Consider the following 19,258-nt stretch of genomic DNA (forward strand, 5'->3'; position numbering starts at 1 on the left):
AAAATATGTATTTAGTTCTATTTATTGACGGCAAATGATAAATAAAACCCTACTTTTTGACAAGATAAAGCTACCTTTTTGTAACAATCATGAGGCAAAGCGCACATTGGGTTACAAAAGCTTTCAAAATATAAGAATTTGGAAATAAAACGAGGGAGGGAAAGCGTTTAGAGGGGGAATAAAAACAAAAAGCCCGGCATATAGCCGAGCTTTGAACCACAATTCCAGTCGAAAAACTGGGAGCGTGTACTTTTTCGTAAAGAAAAATTAACGCTTAGAGAATTGAGGTTTACGACGTGCTTTACGTAGACCAACTTTCTTACGTTCAACGCAACGAGCGTCACGCGTAACATAGCCAGCTGCACGTAGAGCAGGACGTAGAGTTTCATCGTATTCCATAAGAGCACGAGTGATACCGTGGCGGATTGCGCCAGCTTGACCTGAAATACCACCACCAGAAACAGTGATGTAAAGGTCAAGTTTCTCAGTTAGTTCAACTAGCTCAAGAGGTTGTTTAACAACCATACGAGAAGTTGGACGACCGAAGTAAACATCAAGGCTGCGCTTGTTGATTACGATCTCACCAGAGCCTGGTTTGATGAAAACACGAGCTGCTGAGCTTTTGCGACGACCAGTGCCGTAGTATTGATTCTCTGCCATTGTCTTAATCCCCTTAGATGTCTAGTACTTGTGGCTGTTGAGCAACATGGTTGTGCTCAGTACCAGCGTACACTTTAAGCTTACGGTACATCGCGCGGCCTAGTGGACCACGTGGAAGCATACCTTTAACTGCTAGTTCAAGAACCATTTCTGGTTTCTTAGCAATTAGCTTTTCAAAAGTGATAGTTTTAAGACCACCTGGGAACTCAGAGTGACGGTAGTAAACCTTACCCTTAGCTTTGTTACCAGTTACAGCAACTTTCTCAGCGTTAACAACGATGATGTAATCACCAGTGTCTACGTGAGGAGTGTATTCTGCTTTGTGCTTGCCGCGTAGGCGAGAAGCGATTTCACTTGCTAGACGGCCAAGAGTTTTGCCTTCAGCGTCTACAACATACCAGTCGCGTTTTACAGTTTCTGGTTTAGCAACGAAAGTTTTCATGCTAATAATTACCTATTTAAAAAATTTACACTTAAGGAATACTCGCGTATTCCCACTGTCTAAGAGTTACCATTCATCACCCCTTCGAGTGTTGGAAAACTCTTGGCATAACGTGATTTTACTCATCGCTAGAGGCCCGCAGTAACGGTAGGTCGCAGGATTATAGATAAGAGCGAAGAAAAAATCACCTCTTTTTGAACAAAATCACGATTTTTTTAATTCTCTTTCTTATTCGAGATAATCAAAGCTAACTTAAGTGTTCTTTTGCCAAATACTCATGGCTCTGCATTTCAATTAAACGCGACTGACAACGTTTAAACTCAAACTCTAGTTGACCATGGGTGTATAGTTTTTCTAGCTCCACTTCCGCTGAAATAATCAGTTTCACATTGCGCTCATAGAACTCATCAACTAACGCAATAAAGCGTCTAGCAGCGTCATCGGAAGTCACGCCCATTTGCAACACATCAGCCAATAGAACCGTGTGATAAACCCGAGACAACTCAATATAATCGTTCTGGCTACGAGCCGACTGACAAAGCTGAGCAAAAGTACCATGCAGCACACCATCACTCGCTTCGACCACATCTAATTGACGGTGATTAACCTCTATCTGCTTAAGCTTCTCTTTATCTTCACCAACAAGCTGCGCGTAATATGTTTCGAGGTTAATGTTCGCTTGGCTATCCAGTGGGTAATGGTAGATCTCAGCCTGCTCTAAGGTTCTCAGACGATAATCAATTCCGCTATCAACATTAAGAATATGACAGTTGTCTTGAATGAGCTTAATAGCGGGTAAGAAACGCGCTCGCTGTAACCCGTTGCGATACAGATCCGCAGGTGGAATATTAGAGGTCGCAACCAAGATAACGTTTCGAGCGAATAACTCTTGGAACAAGGTTCCTAAGATCATCGCATCCGTGATGTCTGAAACAAAGAATTCATCAAAACAGATAATATCCGCTTCTTCTTTCAACTTATCTGCGACTAGAGGCAACGGGTCGCTAACATTACCTAGTGCCCTTAGCTCATCATGGACTCGATACATAAAGCGGTGAAAGTGAACGCGCATTTTTTTTGTGGTCGGTAAGGCATCGTAGAACGTATCCATTAAATAGGTTTTACCGCGCCCGACGCCGCCCCAAAAATAGAGGCCTTTTGGTGGCAGTGGCAGTTCTGGCTTTTTGCCCATTAACTTCTGGAATCGAGTCAGTTGAGGAATAGGGGCATTCATGTAATCTTGGAATTGATGAAAGAGTTCATCTAAAGATTTAACGGCTTGCTCTTGTGCTAGATCTCTTTGAAATCCATGTTCTTTTATATCTTGTTCGTATTTTTTAATGGGATTCATGACGACATTTCCACAATGAAAGCGATATCAGACAGCAAATAAAAATGAGCCCAAACAGTATGAGACATGTCGCTATGCGGTGAATAATGCAGCATCAAACTGCTAACTAGCGCACACGCATTTCTCTTTATACTGCGGCTTTCTCATAGTACCATGGAGCTGTATCACGTGTAACTAAGCAGTAACAAACATGTTAAAAAACAATAATAAGGAGCTGTTATGCCTTGGATGTATGCCGTTGCCGGTTTACTAGTCGGAGTTATTTTAGGGGTCGCTATTTCTCGTCTCATGACACCTGAATACAAAAAACAAAAGAACGTACAGAAAGAATTAGATAGCGCAAAGTTTGCCCTGGAACAGCAGCGACAAGAGCTAGCTGACCACTTTGCGAAATCAGCAGAAATGTTAGACACCTTAGGTAAGGACTATACAAAGCTTTACCAACACATGGAAAAAACAAGCTCAGAGCTACTCCCTAACCTGCCAGAGCAAGACAACCCATTTGTGAAAACAGCCGCGGTTCATTCGGATAAGCCACAAGATAAGTCTTCAGTTAAAGAGTCGACGCTTGAAGAACAACCGAAAGATTACGCTAATGGCGCAACGGGTTTATTTACCGAGCAGAAGAAAGAAATCATGGATGCTCCCGATGTCGTTACAGCAAAAGCATCGTAAACATTTAACACTTCTGTGAACTTTACAAAGGTTTTTGAGTCATAACTTTCACTCAGGTCATTTGAAACTTCTCATACTTATTAAACGTATAAGAGGGTTAAGACCTTAACTAGAGAGGAGTTTATGATGAAAAAACCTTTGCTTGCTTTATCAGTACTGACTTTAAGCTTAAGTTCAATCATCACCCCCATTCAAGCTACAGCCGCACTTCCATTAAGTGTGGGTAATGAACAATTACCAAGCCTTGCTCCTATGCTTGAACAAGTAACCCCCGCTGTGGTTAGTATTGCCGTAGAAGGCAAACAGGTACAACGTCAGCAAATCCCTGAACAATTTCAATTCTTTTTTGGTCCAGAACAAACACGAGAGCGTCCATTCCGCGGGCTAGGCTCTGGTGTCATCATTGATGCCAAGAAAGGCCATATTGTCACCAATTACCATGTCATCAATGGTGCCGACGATATCAAAGTAAAACTGCATGATGGTCGAGAATACGATGCAGAGCTCATCGGCGGCGACCAGATGTCTGATATCGCGCTATTAAAACTCGAAACAGCCAAAAACCTTACCCAGATAAAAGTCGCAGATTCCGACAAATTGAGAGTCGGCGATTTCAGTGTGGCTATCGGCAACCCATTTGGGCTTGGTCAAACCGTAACATCCGGTATCGTTTCAGCGTTAGGACGTAGCGGTCTCAATCTAGAGAACTTCGAAAACTTCATTCAAACCGATGCCGCGATTAACAGTGGTAACTCTGGAGGTGCGTTAGTGAATCTTAACGGTGAACTGATTGGTATCAACACGGCCATCCTAGGACCTAACGGAGGCAATGTCGGTATCGGCTTTGCCATTCCATCCAATATGATGACAAACCTGACTGAACAGATTCTCGATTTCGGTGAAGTAAAACGTGGCATGCTTGGTGTCCAAGGTGGAGAGGTCACCTCGGAATTGGCTGAAGCGCTTGGTTATGAGTCCAGCAAAGGTGCTTTTGTTAGCCAAATTGTACCCGACAGTGCTGCAGACAAAGCCGGATTGAAAGCGGGCGATGTCATTGTCTCCATTAACGGTAAGCGTATTGACACTTTTAGTGAGTTAAGAGCCAAAGTAGCCACCTTAGGTGCAGGTAAACAGATCGAGTTAGGCGTGGTTCGTGACGGTAAGAATAAGACCTTTGACGTCACGCTTGGTGAATCCACAAATAGTAAGACACAAGCTGAAAAGCTCCATGAAGGACTTGCCGGTGCAGAGCTCACCAACACAACCGACAGCGATTCAGCGACAGGCGTCAAGGTATCAAGTGTCGCTCAAGGTTCGCCAGCAGAAGCTTATCAGCTTCTTAAAGATGACATCATCATCGGGGTAAACCGACAACCAGTTAAGAACCTTGCTGAATTTAGAAAGATTCTTGAAAAACAACCTGGCGTATTGGCACTTAATATCCAGCGAGACGATAGGACTATCTATCTAGTTATTCGATAGCCATACGTCAGCGTAATTACAGGGGGCTCAGTAAGTTTGCTTTAAACTTACTCAGTCTCCCTTTTCTTTAGATCAATCAAAATGCTATGCTTCACTGATAATCAAGTCAGTCATCCATTGACGGATGCTTCATACCTTACTTGTTGAAGAGGGAAACATGCTGTCCTTTCTATTTCGTTCTATTTCCCTTGGACTCGTTTCAGCGGCGCTTATTCTTCTCGCATTCCCGAGTTTAAGGCCGGCGATTGTTGCAGACGTCACGAACCCTCAAGTCGATAATATTGGCTCTCTTCAGATCTCATTTAACCAAGCGGTGCGACGAGCTGCACCCGCTGTGGTCAATATTTATAGTCGTAAATACGCAGAAAGCGATCGCAACAAGCTACTAACTCAAGGATTAGGTTCAGGGGTGATTGTTAGTGAGAAAGGCTACATCATTACCAACTTCCATGTTGTTGCTCAAGCTGACCAAATAGTCGTGGCACTTCAAGACGGACGAGTAGCGGCCGCACAACTTGTCGGCTCAGACAAACGCACCGATATTGCGATACTCCGAGTCAGCGGTGACAACTTACCTGTTATTCCACTGAACCCGAATTACAAAGCAAATGTCGGCGACGTGGTGCTGGCTATCGGTAACCCATACAACCTAGGGCAAACGACAACCTTTGGCATTATCTCTGCAACAGGTCGTTCTTCGATCAGTGCAGATGGTCACCAAGCCTTTATCCAGACTGATGCTGCAATCAATGAAGGTAACTCAGGTGGTGCACTGGTTAACTCACAAGGTGAGCTCGTCGGTATCAACACGGCTTCTTTCCAACAAGCTACCGACATGGAAACCTACGGGATCTCATTTGCAATCCCCTACTCACTTGCTAATAAAATCATGGAGAAGATCATCGCCGATGGTCGTGTCATTCGTGGTTATATTGGTATCGACGGACAAGACATCAATTCGGTGACATCACGCTTGCTCGGTACTAAGAACATCGGTGGTATTGTTGTCTTAGGCATTGACCCGAATGGTCCTGCAGCCGATGCCGGCTTTGAAGCACAAGATATCATTATCAGCATCAACAACACCCAAATTAGCGGACGACAGAGCGTAATGGACATTGTTACTGACCTTCGCCCGGGTACTATCATTGATGTTGGTGTATTGCGCAAAGGTGAAAACAAGACACTCAAGGTCACCATTACCGAAGACACACGCCTGTAGTCTTTATTTAGTTTGATTGCTAATAGCTAGTAACTCAAACCGCCAATTACAGAGACAAAAAGTATAGATACAAAAAACCCAGCTCTTAAGCTGGGTTTTCTTTTATCAATCAAAGCTAATGATAAACTCAATCAAAACTAGGCGTCACTAGGTTCATCGATATCGATGCGAGTCACACGCTGCAAACCTCTTGGGAGCAGACCACCACGACGACCACGCTCACCACGGAAGTTTTCAAGGTCCGCAGGTTTCAAGCCAAGTTTACGTTTGCCCGCGTAAATAGTCAGCGTTGCATTCTCTGGAATAGCCATCAGATGCGATACAAACTCTTCTCGCTCTTTTGCTTTCGCAGAAGGGATGTTGATGATCTTGTTGCCTTTACCTTTGCTCAGCTGAGGTAGGTCTTTAATAGGGAACAACAACATACGGCCTTGGTTAGTAATCGCCAGAATCTGGTTACTGTCCAGATCTGCAATAGGGCTTGGCAACATCACTTCAGAAGCTTGTGGCAAGTTAACTAACGCTTTACCGCTCTTGTTCTTTGACAGCAGATCGCTACCCTTACAAACAAAGCCATAACCTGCATCAGAACCGACTAACCATAATTGTTCATTCTCTCCCATCACCACTTGGCGAATCGAAGTACCAGGGCTGACGTTCAGGCGGCCTGTAATTGGCTCACCTTGGCTACGTGCCGACGGTAATGAATGAGATTCAAGGGAGTAGCTTCGGCCATCACTGCCAAGGAACACCGCTTGTTGGTTACTCTTACCCTTAGCACTCGCTAAGAACTTATCACCAGATTTGTAGTTCAAGCCTTCAGCATCAACTTCATGCCCTTTAGCATGACGAATCCAACCTTTCTCAGACAACACAACCGTGATTGGTTCGCTTGGTACTAAGTCGCGTTCTGTTAGCGCTTTCGCTTCAGCACGCTCAATCAGAGGTGAACGACGATCATCGCCGTATTTATCTGCATCGGCTTGGATTTCTTTCTTGATCAACGTATTCAAGCGACGCTCTGAACCGAGTAGCTTTTCAAGCTTTTCGCGTTCAGCTTCAAGCTCTTCTTGTTCCGCTCGGATTTTAAACTCTTCTAACTTAGCTAAGTTACGAAGTTTAATATCAAGAATCGCATTGGCTTGAATTTCAGAAATGTTGAAACGGCTCATTAATACAGGACATGGTTCGTCTTCTGTACGAATGATTTCAATCACTTCATCGATATTAAGATAAGCAGCAAGCAAACCTTCTAAGATGTGCAAACGTGCTAGTACTTTATCTAAACGGTACTGCAAACGACGGCGAACGGTCGTGCGACGGAACTCAATCCACTCTTTCAGAATTTGAACTAGGCCTTTAACTTGAGGACGATTGTCTAAACCAATCATGTTCAAGTTAACGCGGAAGTTTTTCTCTAGATCCGTCGAAGCGAATAGGTGACTCATCAATTGGTCACAGTCGATACGGTTTGAACGAGGAACGACAACGATGCGCGTTGGGTTCTCGTGATCCGATTCATCACGCAAGTCGTCAACCATTGGCAGCTTCTTAGCGCGCATCTGGTTAGCAATTTGCTCAAGTAACTTCGCACCTGACACTTGATGAGGTAAAGCCGTGATAACAATATCAGAGCCTTCCTTGTGCCAAACCGCGCGCATCTTGATGCTGCCACGTCCAGTACGGTAGATCTTTTCGATGTCCGACTTCGGCGAAATAATCTCAGCCTCTGTCGGGTAATCAGGGCCTTGAATGAAACCCATCACATCTGGAAGTTCAGCTTTCGGCGTATCAATCAAGTGAATCGCTGCGTTCGCCACTTCACGGACATTGTGAGGCGGGATGTCCGTCGCCATACCTACCGCGATACCAGTAATACCGTTAAGTAAGATGTGAGGCAGACGTGCAGGCAACATTTGAGGCTCTTTCATTGTGCCATCAAAGTTTGGTTGCCAATCAACGGTGCCCTGACCTAATTCACCTAGCAGAACCTCAGCAAACTTAGATAATTTCGCTTCGGTATAACGCATCGCCGCGAACGATTTCGGGTCGTCCGGAGCACCCCAGTTACCTTGACCATCTACCAATGGATAGCGGTAGGAGAACGGCTGCGCCATCAGTACCATCGCTTCGTAACAAGCAGAGTCACCGTGTGGGTGATACTTACCTAATACGTCACCAACGGTACGTGCTGATTTTTTGTATTTCGATGCAGCTGATAAGCCCAGCTCAGACATCGCGTAGATAATACGACGCTGTACTGGCTTCAAGCCATCACCGATATACGGCAATGCACGATCCATGATCACGTACATTGAGTAATTTAAGTAGGCATCTTCGGTGAACTTGCGCATTGGCAACTGTTCAACGCCATCATATGTAATTTCGTTAGACATCCATTATACCTCGGCCATATCACCGTTAGTCTGTAGCCATGTACGGCGATCATCTGCACGTTTTTTACCAAGCAGCATGTCCATCATCTCGTTGGTCGCTTCGTTGTCATCAATCGTTAATTGAACAAGACGACGAGTGTTTGGATCCATGGTGGTTTCACGTAACTGAAGTGGGTTCATTTCACCCAGACCTTTGAATCGTTGCACGTTGATCTTAGCTTTCTTCTGCGATAGTCGCTCAAGCACACCATCTTTCTCTGCGTCATCAAGTGCGTAGAACACTTCTTTACCGCAATCGATACGATACAGAGGAGGCATTGCCACATAGATATGACCCGCTTCAACCAATGCATGGAAATGGCGAGTAAATAGTGCACATAGCAGTGTCGCGATATGAAGACCATCCGAGTCCGCATCGGCAAGGATACAGATCTTACCGTAACGCAGGCCTGACAAGTCATCGTTATCAGGATCGATACCCAGAGCAACCGAAATATCATGTACTTCCTGTGAAGCCAATACTTGGTCCGCTGACACTTCCCATGTATTTAGGATCTTACCGCGAAGTGGCATAACCGCTTGGAACTCACGATCTCGTGCTTGTTTAGCTGAACCACCCGCCGAGTCCCCTTCCACGAAGAAGATTTCGGTACGACTTAAATCTTGAACCGAACAGTCGGTTAGCTTACCCGGCAATGCTGGGCCTGAAGCAATCTTCTTACGCACAACCTTTTTGCTTGCGCGCATACGGCGGTGAGCATTCGCAATACAAGCTTCTGCTAACTGTTCTGCCAATTGTGGCTTTTCGTTCAACCACAAGCTAAACGCATCTTTTACCACACCAGAAACAAACGCAGCGGTTTGACGAGAAGACAAGCGCTCTTTTGTTTGACCAGCAAACTGCGGATCTTGCATCTTCACCGAGAGTACGTACGAACAGCGATCGAAAATATCGTCGCCCGTTAGCTTAACCCCACGTGGTAGCAAGTTGCGGAATTCACAGAACTCACGCATTGCATCAAGCAGACCTTGGCGAAGACCGTTTACGTGTGTACCACCTTGTTTAGTCGGTACTAAGTTCACGTAACTTTCGGTGATCATATCACCGCCTTCTGGCTGCCAAATGATCGCCCAGTTTGCCATTTCTGTTTCAGCTACGAATTCGCCAACATACGGTTCTTCAGGAAGTAAGGTGTAACCTTTCACGCCTTCGGCAAGGTAGTCTTTTAGGCCATCTTCATAGAACCATTTATGTTCTTCACCGCCAACCTTGTCGACAAAGGTAATTTCTAAACCTGGGCAAAGAACTGCTTTTGCACGTAGGTTGTTAATTAGACGAAGTGTCGAAAATTTAGAGCTATCGAAATATTTTGGATCTGGCCAAAAATGTACCGTCGTACCTGTATTGCGATGACCACAAGTACCTGTAACAGTAAGATCCGTTACGGCATGACCACCTTCAAGGGCAATTTCATGTACCTGACCGTCACGGCGAACCGTCACTTCAACACGTTTTGACAACGCGTTTACCACCGAGATACCTACCCCGTGCAAACCACCTGAAAACTTGTAGTTATTGTTCGAGAACTTACCGCCAGAGTGGAGCTTAGTTAAAATCAGCTCAACACCTGAGATCCCTTTTTCAGGGTGGATATCAACCGGCATACCACGGCCATCATCCGTCACTTCTAACGATTGGTCAGCATGCAACACGACTTTAATCTTCTTAGCGTGTCCCGCTAGTGCTTCATCAACCGAGTTATCAATGACTTCTTGGGCAAGGTGGTTTGGTCTTTCTGTCTCGGTATACATTCCCGGGCGATGTCGCACGGGGTCGAGACCTTCAAGTACCTCGAGGTCTTTTGCATTATATTGTTCAGTCATAATACGGAGTTTACTCAAAAAGTTTGCGTCAGTTCGCTGGCTCTAGTTTGACTAAAGCGAAATCATTACTATGAACCGTCATAGTAGAGCGAACGAGCGAAGTATTGGGGAATATAGTCTGGAAGCTGAGTAATGATGTCAAGCTAGTTCAAAAACTAAGGCATCAAACTATGATATTTCACCACTGATAGATGAAATAACAGTCAAACAAGAGAAAATTACTTGATTGCTGAAACAGATTAAAGGTTTAGAAAGGTGATGATTTGTTGGGGGTAGCGTTCAAAATTAACAAAGCTATGATCCCCCCCCTCTTCTACTGTCTGTACTGCACCTTGGTACTTATCTACCGCTTGTCGGTAATCCAGAACTTCGTCTTCCGTTTGCTGAAGTAACCAGAAGTCACTCGGCTGAGCGATAGCCGGAACCTCTAACGCCTTCAGTTCATTGATATGTTTTGTTTCCAGAACATATCGCTCTTCTGTATATGGATTTACTTGTTCACCTAAATAGTCAGCAAGAAGCTCATACGGCTTAACGGCTGGGTTCACAACCACAGCTTTAAAGCCATAGTGACTATTCAGCCATGTTGAAAGATAGCCACCCAACGAGCTACCTACCAACGCTATCTGATATTGCTCTTTATATTGCTCCACCAGTTGCTGCAAATAAATGGCCGCTTGCTGAGGAAAACTCGGCAGTTGAGGTGTCATCACCTTGATATCAGGACGATGCTCCGCGCAATAGTCAGTCATCACCGTTGCTTTGTGAGAACGTGATGAACTGTTAAAACCGTGAATATAGAGAAGCAGTGGCGGCTTAGCGGCTTGCTGTTCAGAATCAAACATCAATAACCTGCCGCTTCAAAATCAGGTAAGAATTGTCCATGAGGTAAACGGCGTACTTGCGTACTTACTGATCCATCTTGATGCAATTCAATCTCTCTCCAACCAGGCGACAAAGTATCAACCGCAAAGTCATCTGAGTTAGGTTTGAATTGCACACAAGTCGACGGTGTTGCCATGACTTGTACACCATGATGATCTCGATTCATGTCTTGATGAACGTGACCACACAGTACCGCTTTCACATTGGTGTGCTGTTGAACCACTTCCCAAAATTGATCAGCATCTTTCAGATTATGTTGATCCAGCCATGCACTGCCAACCAATAGTGGATGGTGGTGCAGCAGAACCAAGGTATTACGTTCGGGAAATTCGGTTAGCTTTTGTTCTAGTAGATCAAGCTGTTGATCACTGAGACGTCCGTGAGGCACACCAACCACTTGCGAGTCCAGCATCACCATCTGCCAATTATTACCTAGCAAGACATGCTCAACGCATTGTATTTGTGGTGATGGTAAAACACTGCCCATATTCGGTTTGAAGTCATGATTCCCTGGCAACCAGTAACACGGTTTATCCAAAGGTTGAATTCCTGACTCAAATTTTTGGTACGACTCAGCACTGTGATCTTGAGAAATATCACCGGTTGCTAAAATCGCTTGATAGTCAAAGCCCTGACTAACAATGGCATCGACTACAGCACGAAAGCTATCTTGAGTGTTGATGCTTAATAAGCTGCCATTGCTCGGCGCAAATAAATGCGTGTCCGTTAGCTGTACAAGCTTAATACTGCTCTCATCAAATTTTGAAGTGTGTGATAATTCCAAAATAACAAATCCAGATACGTTACTGTTTAGACTTTAAAAGTGTTTTTAAATAGGCTCAATTAAAAAGAAACTGGAGTTCGGCTGATGCCCGTTTTTAAACAAAACGTTAACCATTCCCCAAGAAATTTGTTCAATTGAAATTTCTCATCCTTTTGCAGAAGTTTTGTGTTGGGATAGTCATATTTTGCTTTGACTCGCGAAAAATCCCCGCTAGCGCACACTTCTGCAACTCGAGCGTCGTGATATAGCCTGACAGACATTTTTGGCAAAGGAAACACTGGCATCGCGTCACTCTGACATATATCTATTAATGTGGTGTATTTTGTGACCTCATTCACTGTCAATTGATACACCATATTAACGGCTTGGTAACAGCGAACGTCACCAACCTCATGCTCAACCGGTAACAGAGCATTAAGTTTGGCATAGTTAGTCTCGTAAACTCGCATCAATTCAGCCAGATCGACATGATACGGTTTTTTGACTGCTATATTTGGCATGACGTTAATCTATCCACTCTGACTGTAATTCTTGGTAGTTTAATTGTAGCCACTGCAGCGCAATGATCGTGGCGCCATTTTCAAACACACCGTCTTTTACTAACTGATAAGCGGCTTCGCGACTCATCACTTGTACTCGAATATCTTCACCTTCGTAATCCAATCCGTGAACCCCTTTTGCTGTCGTGGCGTCAACACAACCAACAAAGACGTCGAGCTTTTCTGAGCAACCGCCGGATGAAGGATAATACGAAGTAATAGGCAATACAGATCCGACGTCGACCCCCGCTTCTTCCATCGCCTCACGACGAGCAACATCTTGTGGTGATTCATCGGTATCAATAATCCCCGCAACAATTTCGTATTGCCACGGGTTCTCATGCTCTAGAGCACCGACACGGATCTGTTCGACGATCACGACTTCGTCACGTATAGGATCATAAGGTAACAAAGCGGCAGCATGTCCACGCTCAAACATCTCACGCTCGATTGGTTGGCTCCAGCCGCCCTCAAACAGTCTATGTTTAAATGTGTACTTAACCATTTTGAAAAAACCACGAAACAGCGTCTCTTTTGAGACTATTTCCACATCTTGCGGAGTAAACTCATGTCGTTGATTGTCATACTGTTGCATTTGATACCTCACTAAGTGATCTTATAGTTTACTCATTGTCCGAGTTAACTACCAAGGATAAGGTTCAACTTTTAGTATAAAACTTATAATTAAAGTTAAGTTTTAAAAAATAAATATTGCACAAGTGGACAGTCAACTGTAAAAAAGTGCAAAGTTTCGAGTAAATTACCACCAAACTGGGTTAAACTCTTTTAAAGAAAATTCCATTAAAGGCAGGAATAGGAAAATGAAAAAACTGCTTCCACTATTTATCAGTGCAGCAATTGGCAGCCTGAGTTCGTCAGCTTTCGCTGATACGCTAGCTGAGGTTTACGACCAAGCAAAACAGAACGATCCACAACTTCTTCGTTCAGCAGCGAAGCGCGATGCCGCTTTTGAAGCAGTAACGTCAAGCCGTAGCTCTTTACTACCGCAAATCAACCTGAACGCGAACTACGATATCAATCGCGGTGAACGCGACAATGACTCAAGTGGTACGTCAAATATTGACAATAATCAATGGGGTGTTGGCGTTGGCTTCACACAAGAGCTGTACAAACGCTCTTCTTGGATCACGCTAGATACAGCAGAGAAAAAAGCTCGCCAAGCCGATTCTTCATACGCAGCAGAGCAACAAGCTCTGATCCTTCGTGTTGCTACCGCTTACTTCGAAGTACTTCGAGCTCAAGATAGCTTAGAGTTTGTTCGTGCAGAAAAAGCCGCAGTTGCTCGTCAACTGGAACAAACTAAGCAGCGCTTTGAAGTTGGCCTTTCAGCAATCACCGATGTACATGATGCGCAAGCTCAGTACGATGGCGTATTAGCAGACGAAGTTTTAGCAGAGAACACTCTGATTAATAACTACGAAGGTCTACGTGAAATCACAGGTCAAGAGCACTCTAATCTAAACATCTTAGATACAGACCGTTTCTCAGCAAGCAAATCTTCTGAATCTGCTGTTGCACTGGTTGAGCAAGCACAAGAGAAAAACTTGAAGCTATTGGCATCACGTATTGATCAAGACATCGCTAAAGACGACATCACACTAGCAAGTTCTGGCCACCTACCAAGTTTAACTTTAGATGGTAGCTACGCGTTTGCAGGTCAAACGAATACAGCGACTACTGCTACAGGGAATGGCGACTACGACCAAGACAATCTAAACGTTGGTTTGAACCTTAAAGTACCTCTATACACAGGTGGTAGTACAACTTCTTTGACTAAACAGGCTGAATACAACTACGTTGCAGCAAGTGAAGATCTTGAAGCAACTTACCGTAGCGTTGTAAAAGATGTTCGTGCATTCAACAACAACATCAGCGCTTCAATTGGTGCGCTACGCGCTTACGAACAGTCTGTTGTTTCTGCTCAGTCGGCTCTAGAAGCTACAGAAGCAGGTTTTGATGTAGGTACTCGTACTATCGTTGACGTACTAGATTCAACTCGTCGTCTATACGATGCCAACAAGAACCTTTCAGATGCTCGTTACAACTACATCCTAAGTGTACTTCAGCTTCGTCAAGCTGTTGGCACGCTAAGCGAACAAGACATTGTTGATGTAAACGCAGGTCTAAAAGTCGCAAGTAAGTAATACTTAAATCCTAGTTAAATACTCTAACCAGAGTATTTAATAAAGTGACTAGATTACCGTTACAAAAATGCCGCTCAATGAGCGGCATTTTTATTATCTATTGAAAGCTAATTCTCAGCTAACACAAAGGTTAAGCCTTGAGACGAGAAAGCTAGAAGACTAAGAGTTAGCCTCGACCACCTTTAATCGCTTTAATGATTTCAGTCGTAGAGCAACCATCTTCAAAGTTAAGTACTTTAACTTCACCGCCAGCCGCAATCACTTCCGCACCACCAGCAATCTCTTCAGGTTTGTAATCACCACCTTTCACAAGAATGCTTGGAAGAACTTCAGAGATCAAACGTTGCGGTGTATCTTCAGAAAACGGAACAACCCAATCAACCGCACCTAAACCAGCCAGTACCGCCATACGACGATCAGTTGGGTTCACAGGACGACCTGGACCTTTTAAGCGTTTCACTGATTCATCCGTATTCACAGCAACGATCAAACGATCACCCAACTCAGCAGCATGGTTCATGTAAGAGACATGTCCCGCATGCAGAATATCAAAGCAGCCATTAGTCATAACGACTTTCTCGCCTTTCGCACGAGCACGTTTCACCGCTTCAACTAGGGCAGCTTCAGAGATCACACCGTAGTCAGTATCTTGGCTACCATGAATCGCTTCCGCTAACTCAATCGTAGACAACGTCGATGTACCTAGCTTGCCGACTACCACGCCAGCTGCAGCGTTTGCTAATGCACACGCTTCATCAAGTGGCTTACCTGCAGCAACTGAAGCTGCTAATACTGAAATAACCGTATCACCAGCACCAGTAACGTCATACACTTCTTTCGCTTGGGTCGGTAAGTGGAATGGTTCTACGCCTTTGCGGAGCAATGTCATGCCATGCTCACTGCGAGTCACTAACAAGGCTTCAAAATCAAACTCTTCGATTAACGCGAGCCCTTTTTCGATCATTTCATCTTCAGACTTAACCTTACCGGCAACCAGCTCAAATTCCGCCATGTTTGGCGTAAGTAATGTCGCACCACGGTAGCGTTCAAAATCTGCACCTTTAGGATCGATAAATACCGGAACGTTCGCTGCGCGCGCTTTTTGAATAAAGCTCTGCACATGCTCCAAAGCACCTTTCGCATAATCAGATAAGATTACCGAGCGTACATTAGGCAGTGCTTGCTCCATGCGAGATAAAACAAGCTCAGGATCCGTGTTCTCAAATTTGTCTTCAAAATCAAGACGGATCAATTGCTGTCCACGGCTCATGACACGCAATTTTGTGATGGTCGGGTAATCGTCCAACTCAACAAAATCACACTTAACCTTTAATGCACCCAAGGTATTTTTCAACACCTCAGCTGGCTCATCTTTTCCAGTTAAACCAACGATATGAGCATGACCACCAAGAGAGGCAATATTCATTGCTACGTTGGCAGCACCACCAGGGCGCTCTTCGTTATTTTCTACTTTAACAACGGGCACAGGTGCTTCTGGTGAAATACGGCCAGTAGGGCCATACCAGTAACGGTCAAGCATTACATCACCGACAACAAGAACGCCTGATTGGCTGTAGTCAGGTAGAATTGGTTTCATTGTGGATCTCCAAAAATCGAATCTGGCTAGAGTCTAGCACACTGATTACAGTGGCTAAACCATAGAAAAATGAGTGAAAGCCTAACTCGATAGATACTCTAGTAGCTAATAAGCAGCTAAGAAGTCGATAAGCGATCACTAAATGATAATGACGTAACCGTTAAGAAATAGTTCCGTTACGCTTCCATCCATTGCTTCCATGCCTGAACAACATGTTCCCTTTCCATTTTAAATTTATCAATCGCCACGTCCGCATCAAGGTTGAGTAGGTTTCGGTGATGGATTTCATCTCTTAATGTTGTATAGGCATTAGTTAATGCCATGCCTTGCTGTTCGTCCATGATCCCTTGTGACAACAGACTTTCAAAGATTCGTACATTGTCACACCAACGAGTCAACTTAGGTTTTTCATTACTGTATCGAAGTACTAAATATTGCGCCAAGAACTCAATATCAGTAATACCGCCCGCATCTTGTTTTAGCATGAATCGATCGGCTTTTTTTCCTCCGAGGTGCCCGCGCATTTTTTCACGCATATCGACAACGGATTTTTTAAGTACAGCTTCATCTCGAGTCAAACACAAAATCTCATGGCGAGTCTTGTTAAATGCCGAAGCCAATAAGTCATCACCATAAATCATACGAGCGCGAGTCAAAGCTTGGTGCTCCCAAGTCCACGCGTCATTATGCTGATACTCATCAAAGGCATCGGTTGGACTCACTAATAGACCAGAGACACCTGAAGGGCGCAAGCGAGTGTCGACCTCGTACAAAATACCAGAAGCAGTTCTGGTCGAGAAAATATGAATAATGCGCTGTGCCAACCTCAGATAAAACTGGCGTCCGTCGATCTCTTTCTTACCATCAGTATAGATGTGTACTGGGCAATCGTGCATGAACACAATATCAAGATCGGAGTTGTAACCCAGCTCCCAGCCACCAACTTTGCCATAACCAACCACCGCAAAACCGCGCCCTTCTCGATCTTTCACATGAGTGGGCTCACCGAACTTAGCCGACACTTGCAGCCATGCTTGATTAATACCCGCCTCAACAATCGCTTCCGCTAAATAGGTAAGGTGATCACTGACCTTCATTACAGGCAAAGCGCCCGCAATATCCGCGGCAGCAATTCTCAGAATACAAGTCTGCTTAAACTGACGCAGACCTTCCATCTGCTGCTCCATATCATCTTCAGGAATACGAGCAAGATAATCACGTAACTCTGTTTTGTAGGACTCTAATGGTACTGGATTATAGAGTTGTTGAGGGTCGATAAGTTCATCTAAAAGAATAGGATAACGACCAAGCTGCTCCGAAATCATCGGGCTCGCTGTACATAAGCGAACGAGTTGAGTGAGGGCAGCGGGGTGCTCATCCAATAGCTCAAGATACGTGGTGCGCGTAACAATTTTTTGCAGCAGGTGCAGCACTCGAGACAAACCAAATTCAGCATCCTTGGCGGTATAGAGCGCTTGAAACACTTTGGGCATTAATCGATTGAGTACTTCACGTCCACGAGGGCCAAGGGTTTTCTTAGCCAAATCAGCTTTGAATTGGATAATGGTTTTCGCCGCTTGCTGCGGGTTAGCAATCGCGATGTCATGCTCTAGAACCTGCTCAATCACATCTTGCTTATGAGCCATATCCCACAACTCACTAAAGTGACTCGCGATTGGGTTAGCATCATCTTCATCAACCCCAATTAGGTCTTCGAATACTGTGTGAACATTCGCCATATGAGCACGGGTCGCATCAATCAAACCGTCCCAATCTGCAAACTGCATGGCGACAGCAAGTTGCAACTGTTCGAAATCGCCATCAGGTAATGTTTGAGTTTGCTTGTCGGCCATCGCTTGTAATAGGTTCTCAAGGCGGCGTAAAAACAGGTATGCCTCACGTAAGTGACCGACCTCTTCTGCTTCTAATAAATGAAGAGATTCAATCGCACTTAACGTCTCCAACAAACCTCGACCACGAAGGCTCGGTTCACGTCCACCACGAATCAGTTGAAAGACTTGAGCAATAAACTCGACTTCACGAATACCACCAGAGCCAAGCTTAATGTTGTTTGATAAGCCGCGACGTCGCACTTCGCTACTGATCATCGACTTCATTCGACGCAAAGATTGAATGGCACTGAAATCAATATAACGACGAAAAACAAACGGACGCAGCATCTGGCGGAGCTCTTGGTATTCAGGGTACATTTCGCTGCCCATCACACGCGCCTTAACCATTGCGTAGCGTTCCCAGTCACGGCCTTGTTCTTGGTAATAGTCTTCAAGAGCAGCATAGCTCATGACCAAAGGGCCGCTCTCCCCGAATGGACGCAAGCGCATGTCGACTCGATAACAGAATCCGTCAAAGGTTTGCTGATCAAGCGCCTTGATAATACGTTGCCCCAAACGCGTGAAGAACTGCGCGTTGGCGATACTTCTTCTTGCTCCTTGGGTTTCACCATTCTCAGGGTAAGTAAAAATTAGATCGATATCGGAAGAGAAATTCAGCTCACCGCCACCTAACTTGCCCATACCTATGATCAACATAGGCTGCGCTTCACCTTGCTCGTTACAAGGTGTGCCCCACTCTTTACAACAAATATCGTACTGCCATTGATAGGTCTCGAAGATCATCGCCTCTGCTAGCATCGACAAATGATTTAAGCTCTGTTCTAGATCCCATGAGCCCATAAAGTCACGCCAAGCAATGTAGGTCATCTCACGATTACGGAATTGACGCAGTACACGTTGACCGCTCATTTCATCAACACAACCTGAAAGTAACTCGGCCAAACGCTTACGATACCCTTCCGCACGCTCTTGGCATCTCAGCACCTCTGGCAAGGTGCTGGATAAAATCGAGTCACGCTGTAAACAATCACCCACAAAACAGCTCAAGCCTAATACACGCTTGAGATCGGCAATCAGCGACTCAGGCCAAATGTTAATGGCGTCACTTTGATGCTCTAATAATTGCTCAAAAGCAGACTGGGAATGAGTGACGAGTAGAGAAGGCAATGGCATGTTTCTTCCTTGTGTAAGCTGCGCACCGAACAATTGGTTTGTCGGTTCGGTTCTTCAATAACGAGTTCTAAAAACTAATGATTAGTTATACCAAAGTTCTGCCAATAAAAAACGCCCACATTAGCAATGTGGGCGTTTTATCAGTGAACT

At 44.7% G+C, this 19,258-nt stretch carries 15 protein-coding genes; 4 read left to right on the forward strand and 11 right to left on the reverse strand.

Going from position 1 to position 19,258, the window contains the following annotated elements:
• Positions 1-267 precede the first annotated feature (267 nt).
• From rpsI to zapE, 3 genes are all read right to left on the reverse strand, one after another.
• Positions 268-660: a 30S ribosomal protein S9 gene (gene rpsI, locus ACED28_RS02500; protein ID WP_004740758.1), complete on the reverse strand. Its 393-nt coding sequence runs from the start codon at positions 658-660 to the stop codon at positions 268-270.
• Between the two features lie 13 nt (positions 661-673).
• Entirely contained in the window at positions 674-1,102 is a 429-nt protein-coding gene (gene rplM, locus ACED28_RS02505) for a 50S ribosomal protein L13 (protein WP_010434689.1), read from the reverse strand.
• Positions 1,103-1,349: 247 nt separating this feature from the next.
• Complete coding sequence (gene zapE, locus ACED28_RS02510) at positions 1,350-2,453, reverse strand: cell division protein ZapE (protein ID WP_371709206.1); 1,104 nt, start codon at positions 2,451-2,453, stop codon at positions 1,350-1,352.
• Positions 2,454-2,672: 219 nt separating this feature from the next.
• Here zapE and zapG point away from each other — a divergent pair, with 219 nt between their 5' ends.
• The 3 genes from zapG (at position 2,673) to degS (ending at position 5,832) form a co-directional block, all read left to right on the forward strand.
• Positions 2,673-3,128, forward strand: a complete 456-nt coding sequence (gene zapG / locus ACED28_RS02515) for a Z-ring associated protein ZapG (protein WP_371709207.1) — start codon at positions 2,673-2,675, stop codon at positions 3,126-3,128.
• Positions 3,129-3,254: 126 nt separating this feature from the next.
• Positions 3,255-4,610 (forward strand): DegQ family serine endoprotease, encoded by a 1,356-nt coding sequence (locus ACED28_RS02520; protein WP_029225534.1) that lies wholly within the window; start codon positions 3,255-3,257, stop codon positions 4,608-4,610.
• Between the two features lie 157 nt (positions 4,611-4,767).
• Entirely contained in the window at positions 4,768-5,832 is a 1,065-nt protein-coding gene (gene degS / locus ACED28_RS02525; RefSeq protein WP_029225535.1) for an outer membrane-stress sensor serine endopeptidase DegS, read from the forward strand.
• Positions 5,833-5,969: 137 nt separating this feature from the next.
• Here degS and parC read toward each other — a convergent pair whose 3' ends face one another.
• From parC to nudF, 6 genes are all read right to left on the reverse strand, one after another.
• Entirely contained in the window at positions 5,970-8,228 is a 2,259-nt protein-coding gene (gene parC / locus ACED28_RS02530) for a DNA topoisomerase IV subunit A (protein ID WP_012603199.1), read from the reverse strand.
• Positions 8,229-8,231: 3 nt separating this feature from the next.
• Positions 8,232-10,112 (reverse strand): DNA topoisomerase IV subunit B, encoded by a 1,881-nt coding sequence (parE, locus tag ACED28_RS02535; protein ID WP_012603198.1) that lies wholly within the window; start codon positions 10,110-10,112, stop codon positions 8,232-8,234.
• A 239-nt stretch (positions 10,113-10,351) separates the two neighbouring features.
• Positions 10,352-10,957 carry an esterase YqiA gene (gene yqiA, locus ACED28_RS02540; protein ID WP_371709208.1) on the reverse strand — a complete coding sequence of 202 codons (606 nt, stop codon included), beginning with the start codon at positions 10,955-10,957 and terminating at the stop codon, positions 10,352-10,354.
• Complete coding sequence (cpdA, locus tag ACED28_RS02545) at positions 10,957-11,781, reverse strand: 3',5'-cyclic-AMP phosphodiesterase (RefSeq protein WP_009848963.1); 825 nt, start codon at positions 11,779-11,781, stop codon at positions 10,957-10,959. The genes yqiA and cpdA overlap by 1 nt, the downstream gene beginning before the upstream one ends.
• A gap of 59 nt (positions 11,782-11,840) precedes the next feature.
• Positions 11,841-12,281, reverse strand: a complete 441-nt coding sequence (locus tag ACED28_RS02550; protein WP_009848962.1) for a DUF1249 family protein — start codon at positions 12,279-12,281, stop codon at positions 11,841-11,843.
• 4 nt (positions 12,282-12,285) lie between these two features.
• Positions 12,286-12,915: an ADP-ribose diphosphatase gene (gene nudF / locus ACED28_RS02555; protein WP_135382924.1), complete on the reverse strand. Its 630-nt coding sequence runs from the start codon at positions 12,913-12,915 to the stop codon at positions 12,286-12,288.
• Positions 12,916-13,141: 226 nt separating this feature from the next.
• On the opposite strand from nudF, the gene tolC reads away from it, so the two are divergent.
• A complete protein-coding gene (gene tolC / locus ACED28_RS02560) occupies positions 13,142-14,485 on the forward strand; it encodes an outer membrane channel protein TolC (RefSeq protein ID WP_371709209.1) in 1,344 nt (447 codons plus the stop codon).
• A gap of 166 nt (positions 14,486-14,651) precedes the next feature.
• On the opposite strand, the gene hldE is transcribed toward tolC, so the two are convergent.
• Positions 14,652-16,082, reverse strand: a complete 1,431-nt coding sequence (hldE, locus tag ACED28_RS02565; protein ID WP_009848977.1) for a bifunctional D-glycero-beta-D-manno-heptose-7-phosphate kinase/D-glycero-beta-D-manno-heptose 1-phosphate adenylyltransferase HldE — start codon at positions 16,080-16,082, stop codon at positions 14,652-14,654.
• Positions 16,083-16,258: 176 nt separating this feature from the next.
• On the reverse strand, positions 16,259-19,108 hold the full coding sequence (glnE, locus tag ACED28_RS02570) for a bifunctional [glutamate--ammonia ligase]-adenylyl-L-tyrosine phosphorylase/[glutamate--ammonia-ligase] adenylyltransferase (RefSeq protein WP_017098292.1): 2,850 nt from the start codon (positions 19,106-19,108) through the stop codon (positions 16,259-16,261).
• Positions 19,109-19,258 lie beyond the last annotated feature (150 nt).

Origin of the sequence: Vibrio sp. 1F253 (assembly GCF_041439295.1) — a bacterium.
Taxonomy (GTDB): domain Bacteria; phylum Pseudomonadota; class Gammaproteobacteria; order Enterobacterales; family Vibrionaceae; genus Vibrio; species Vibrio tasmaniensis_A.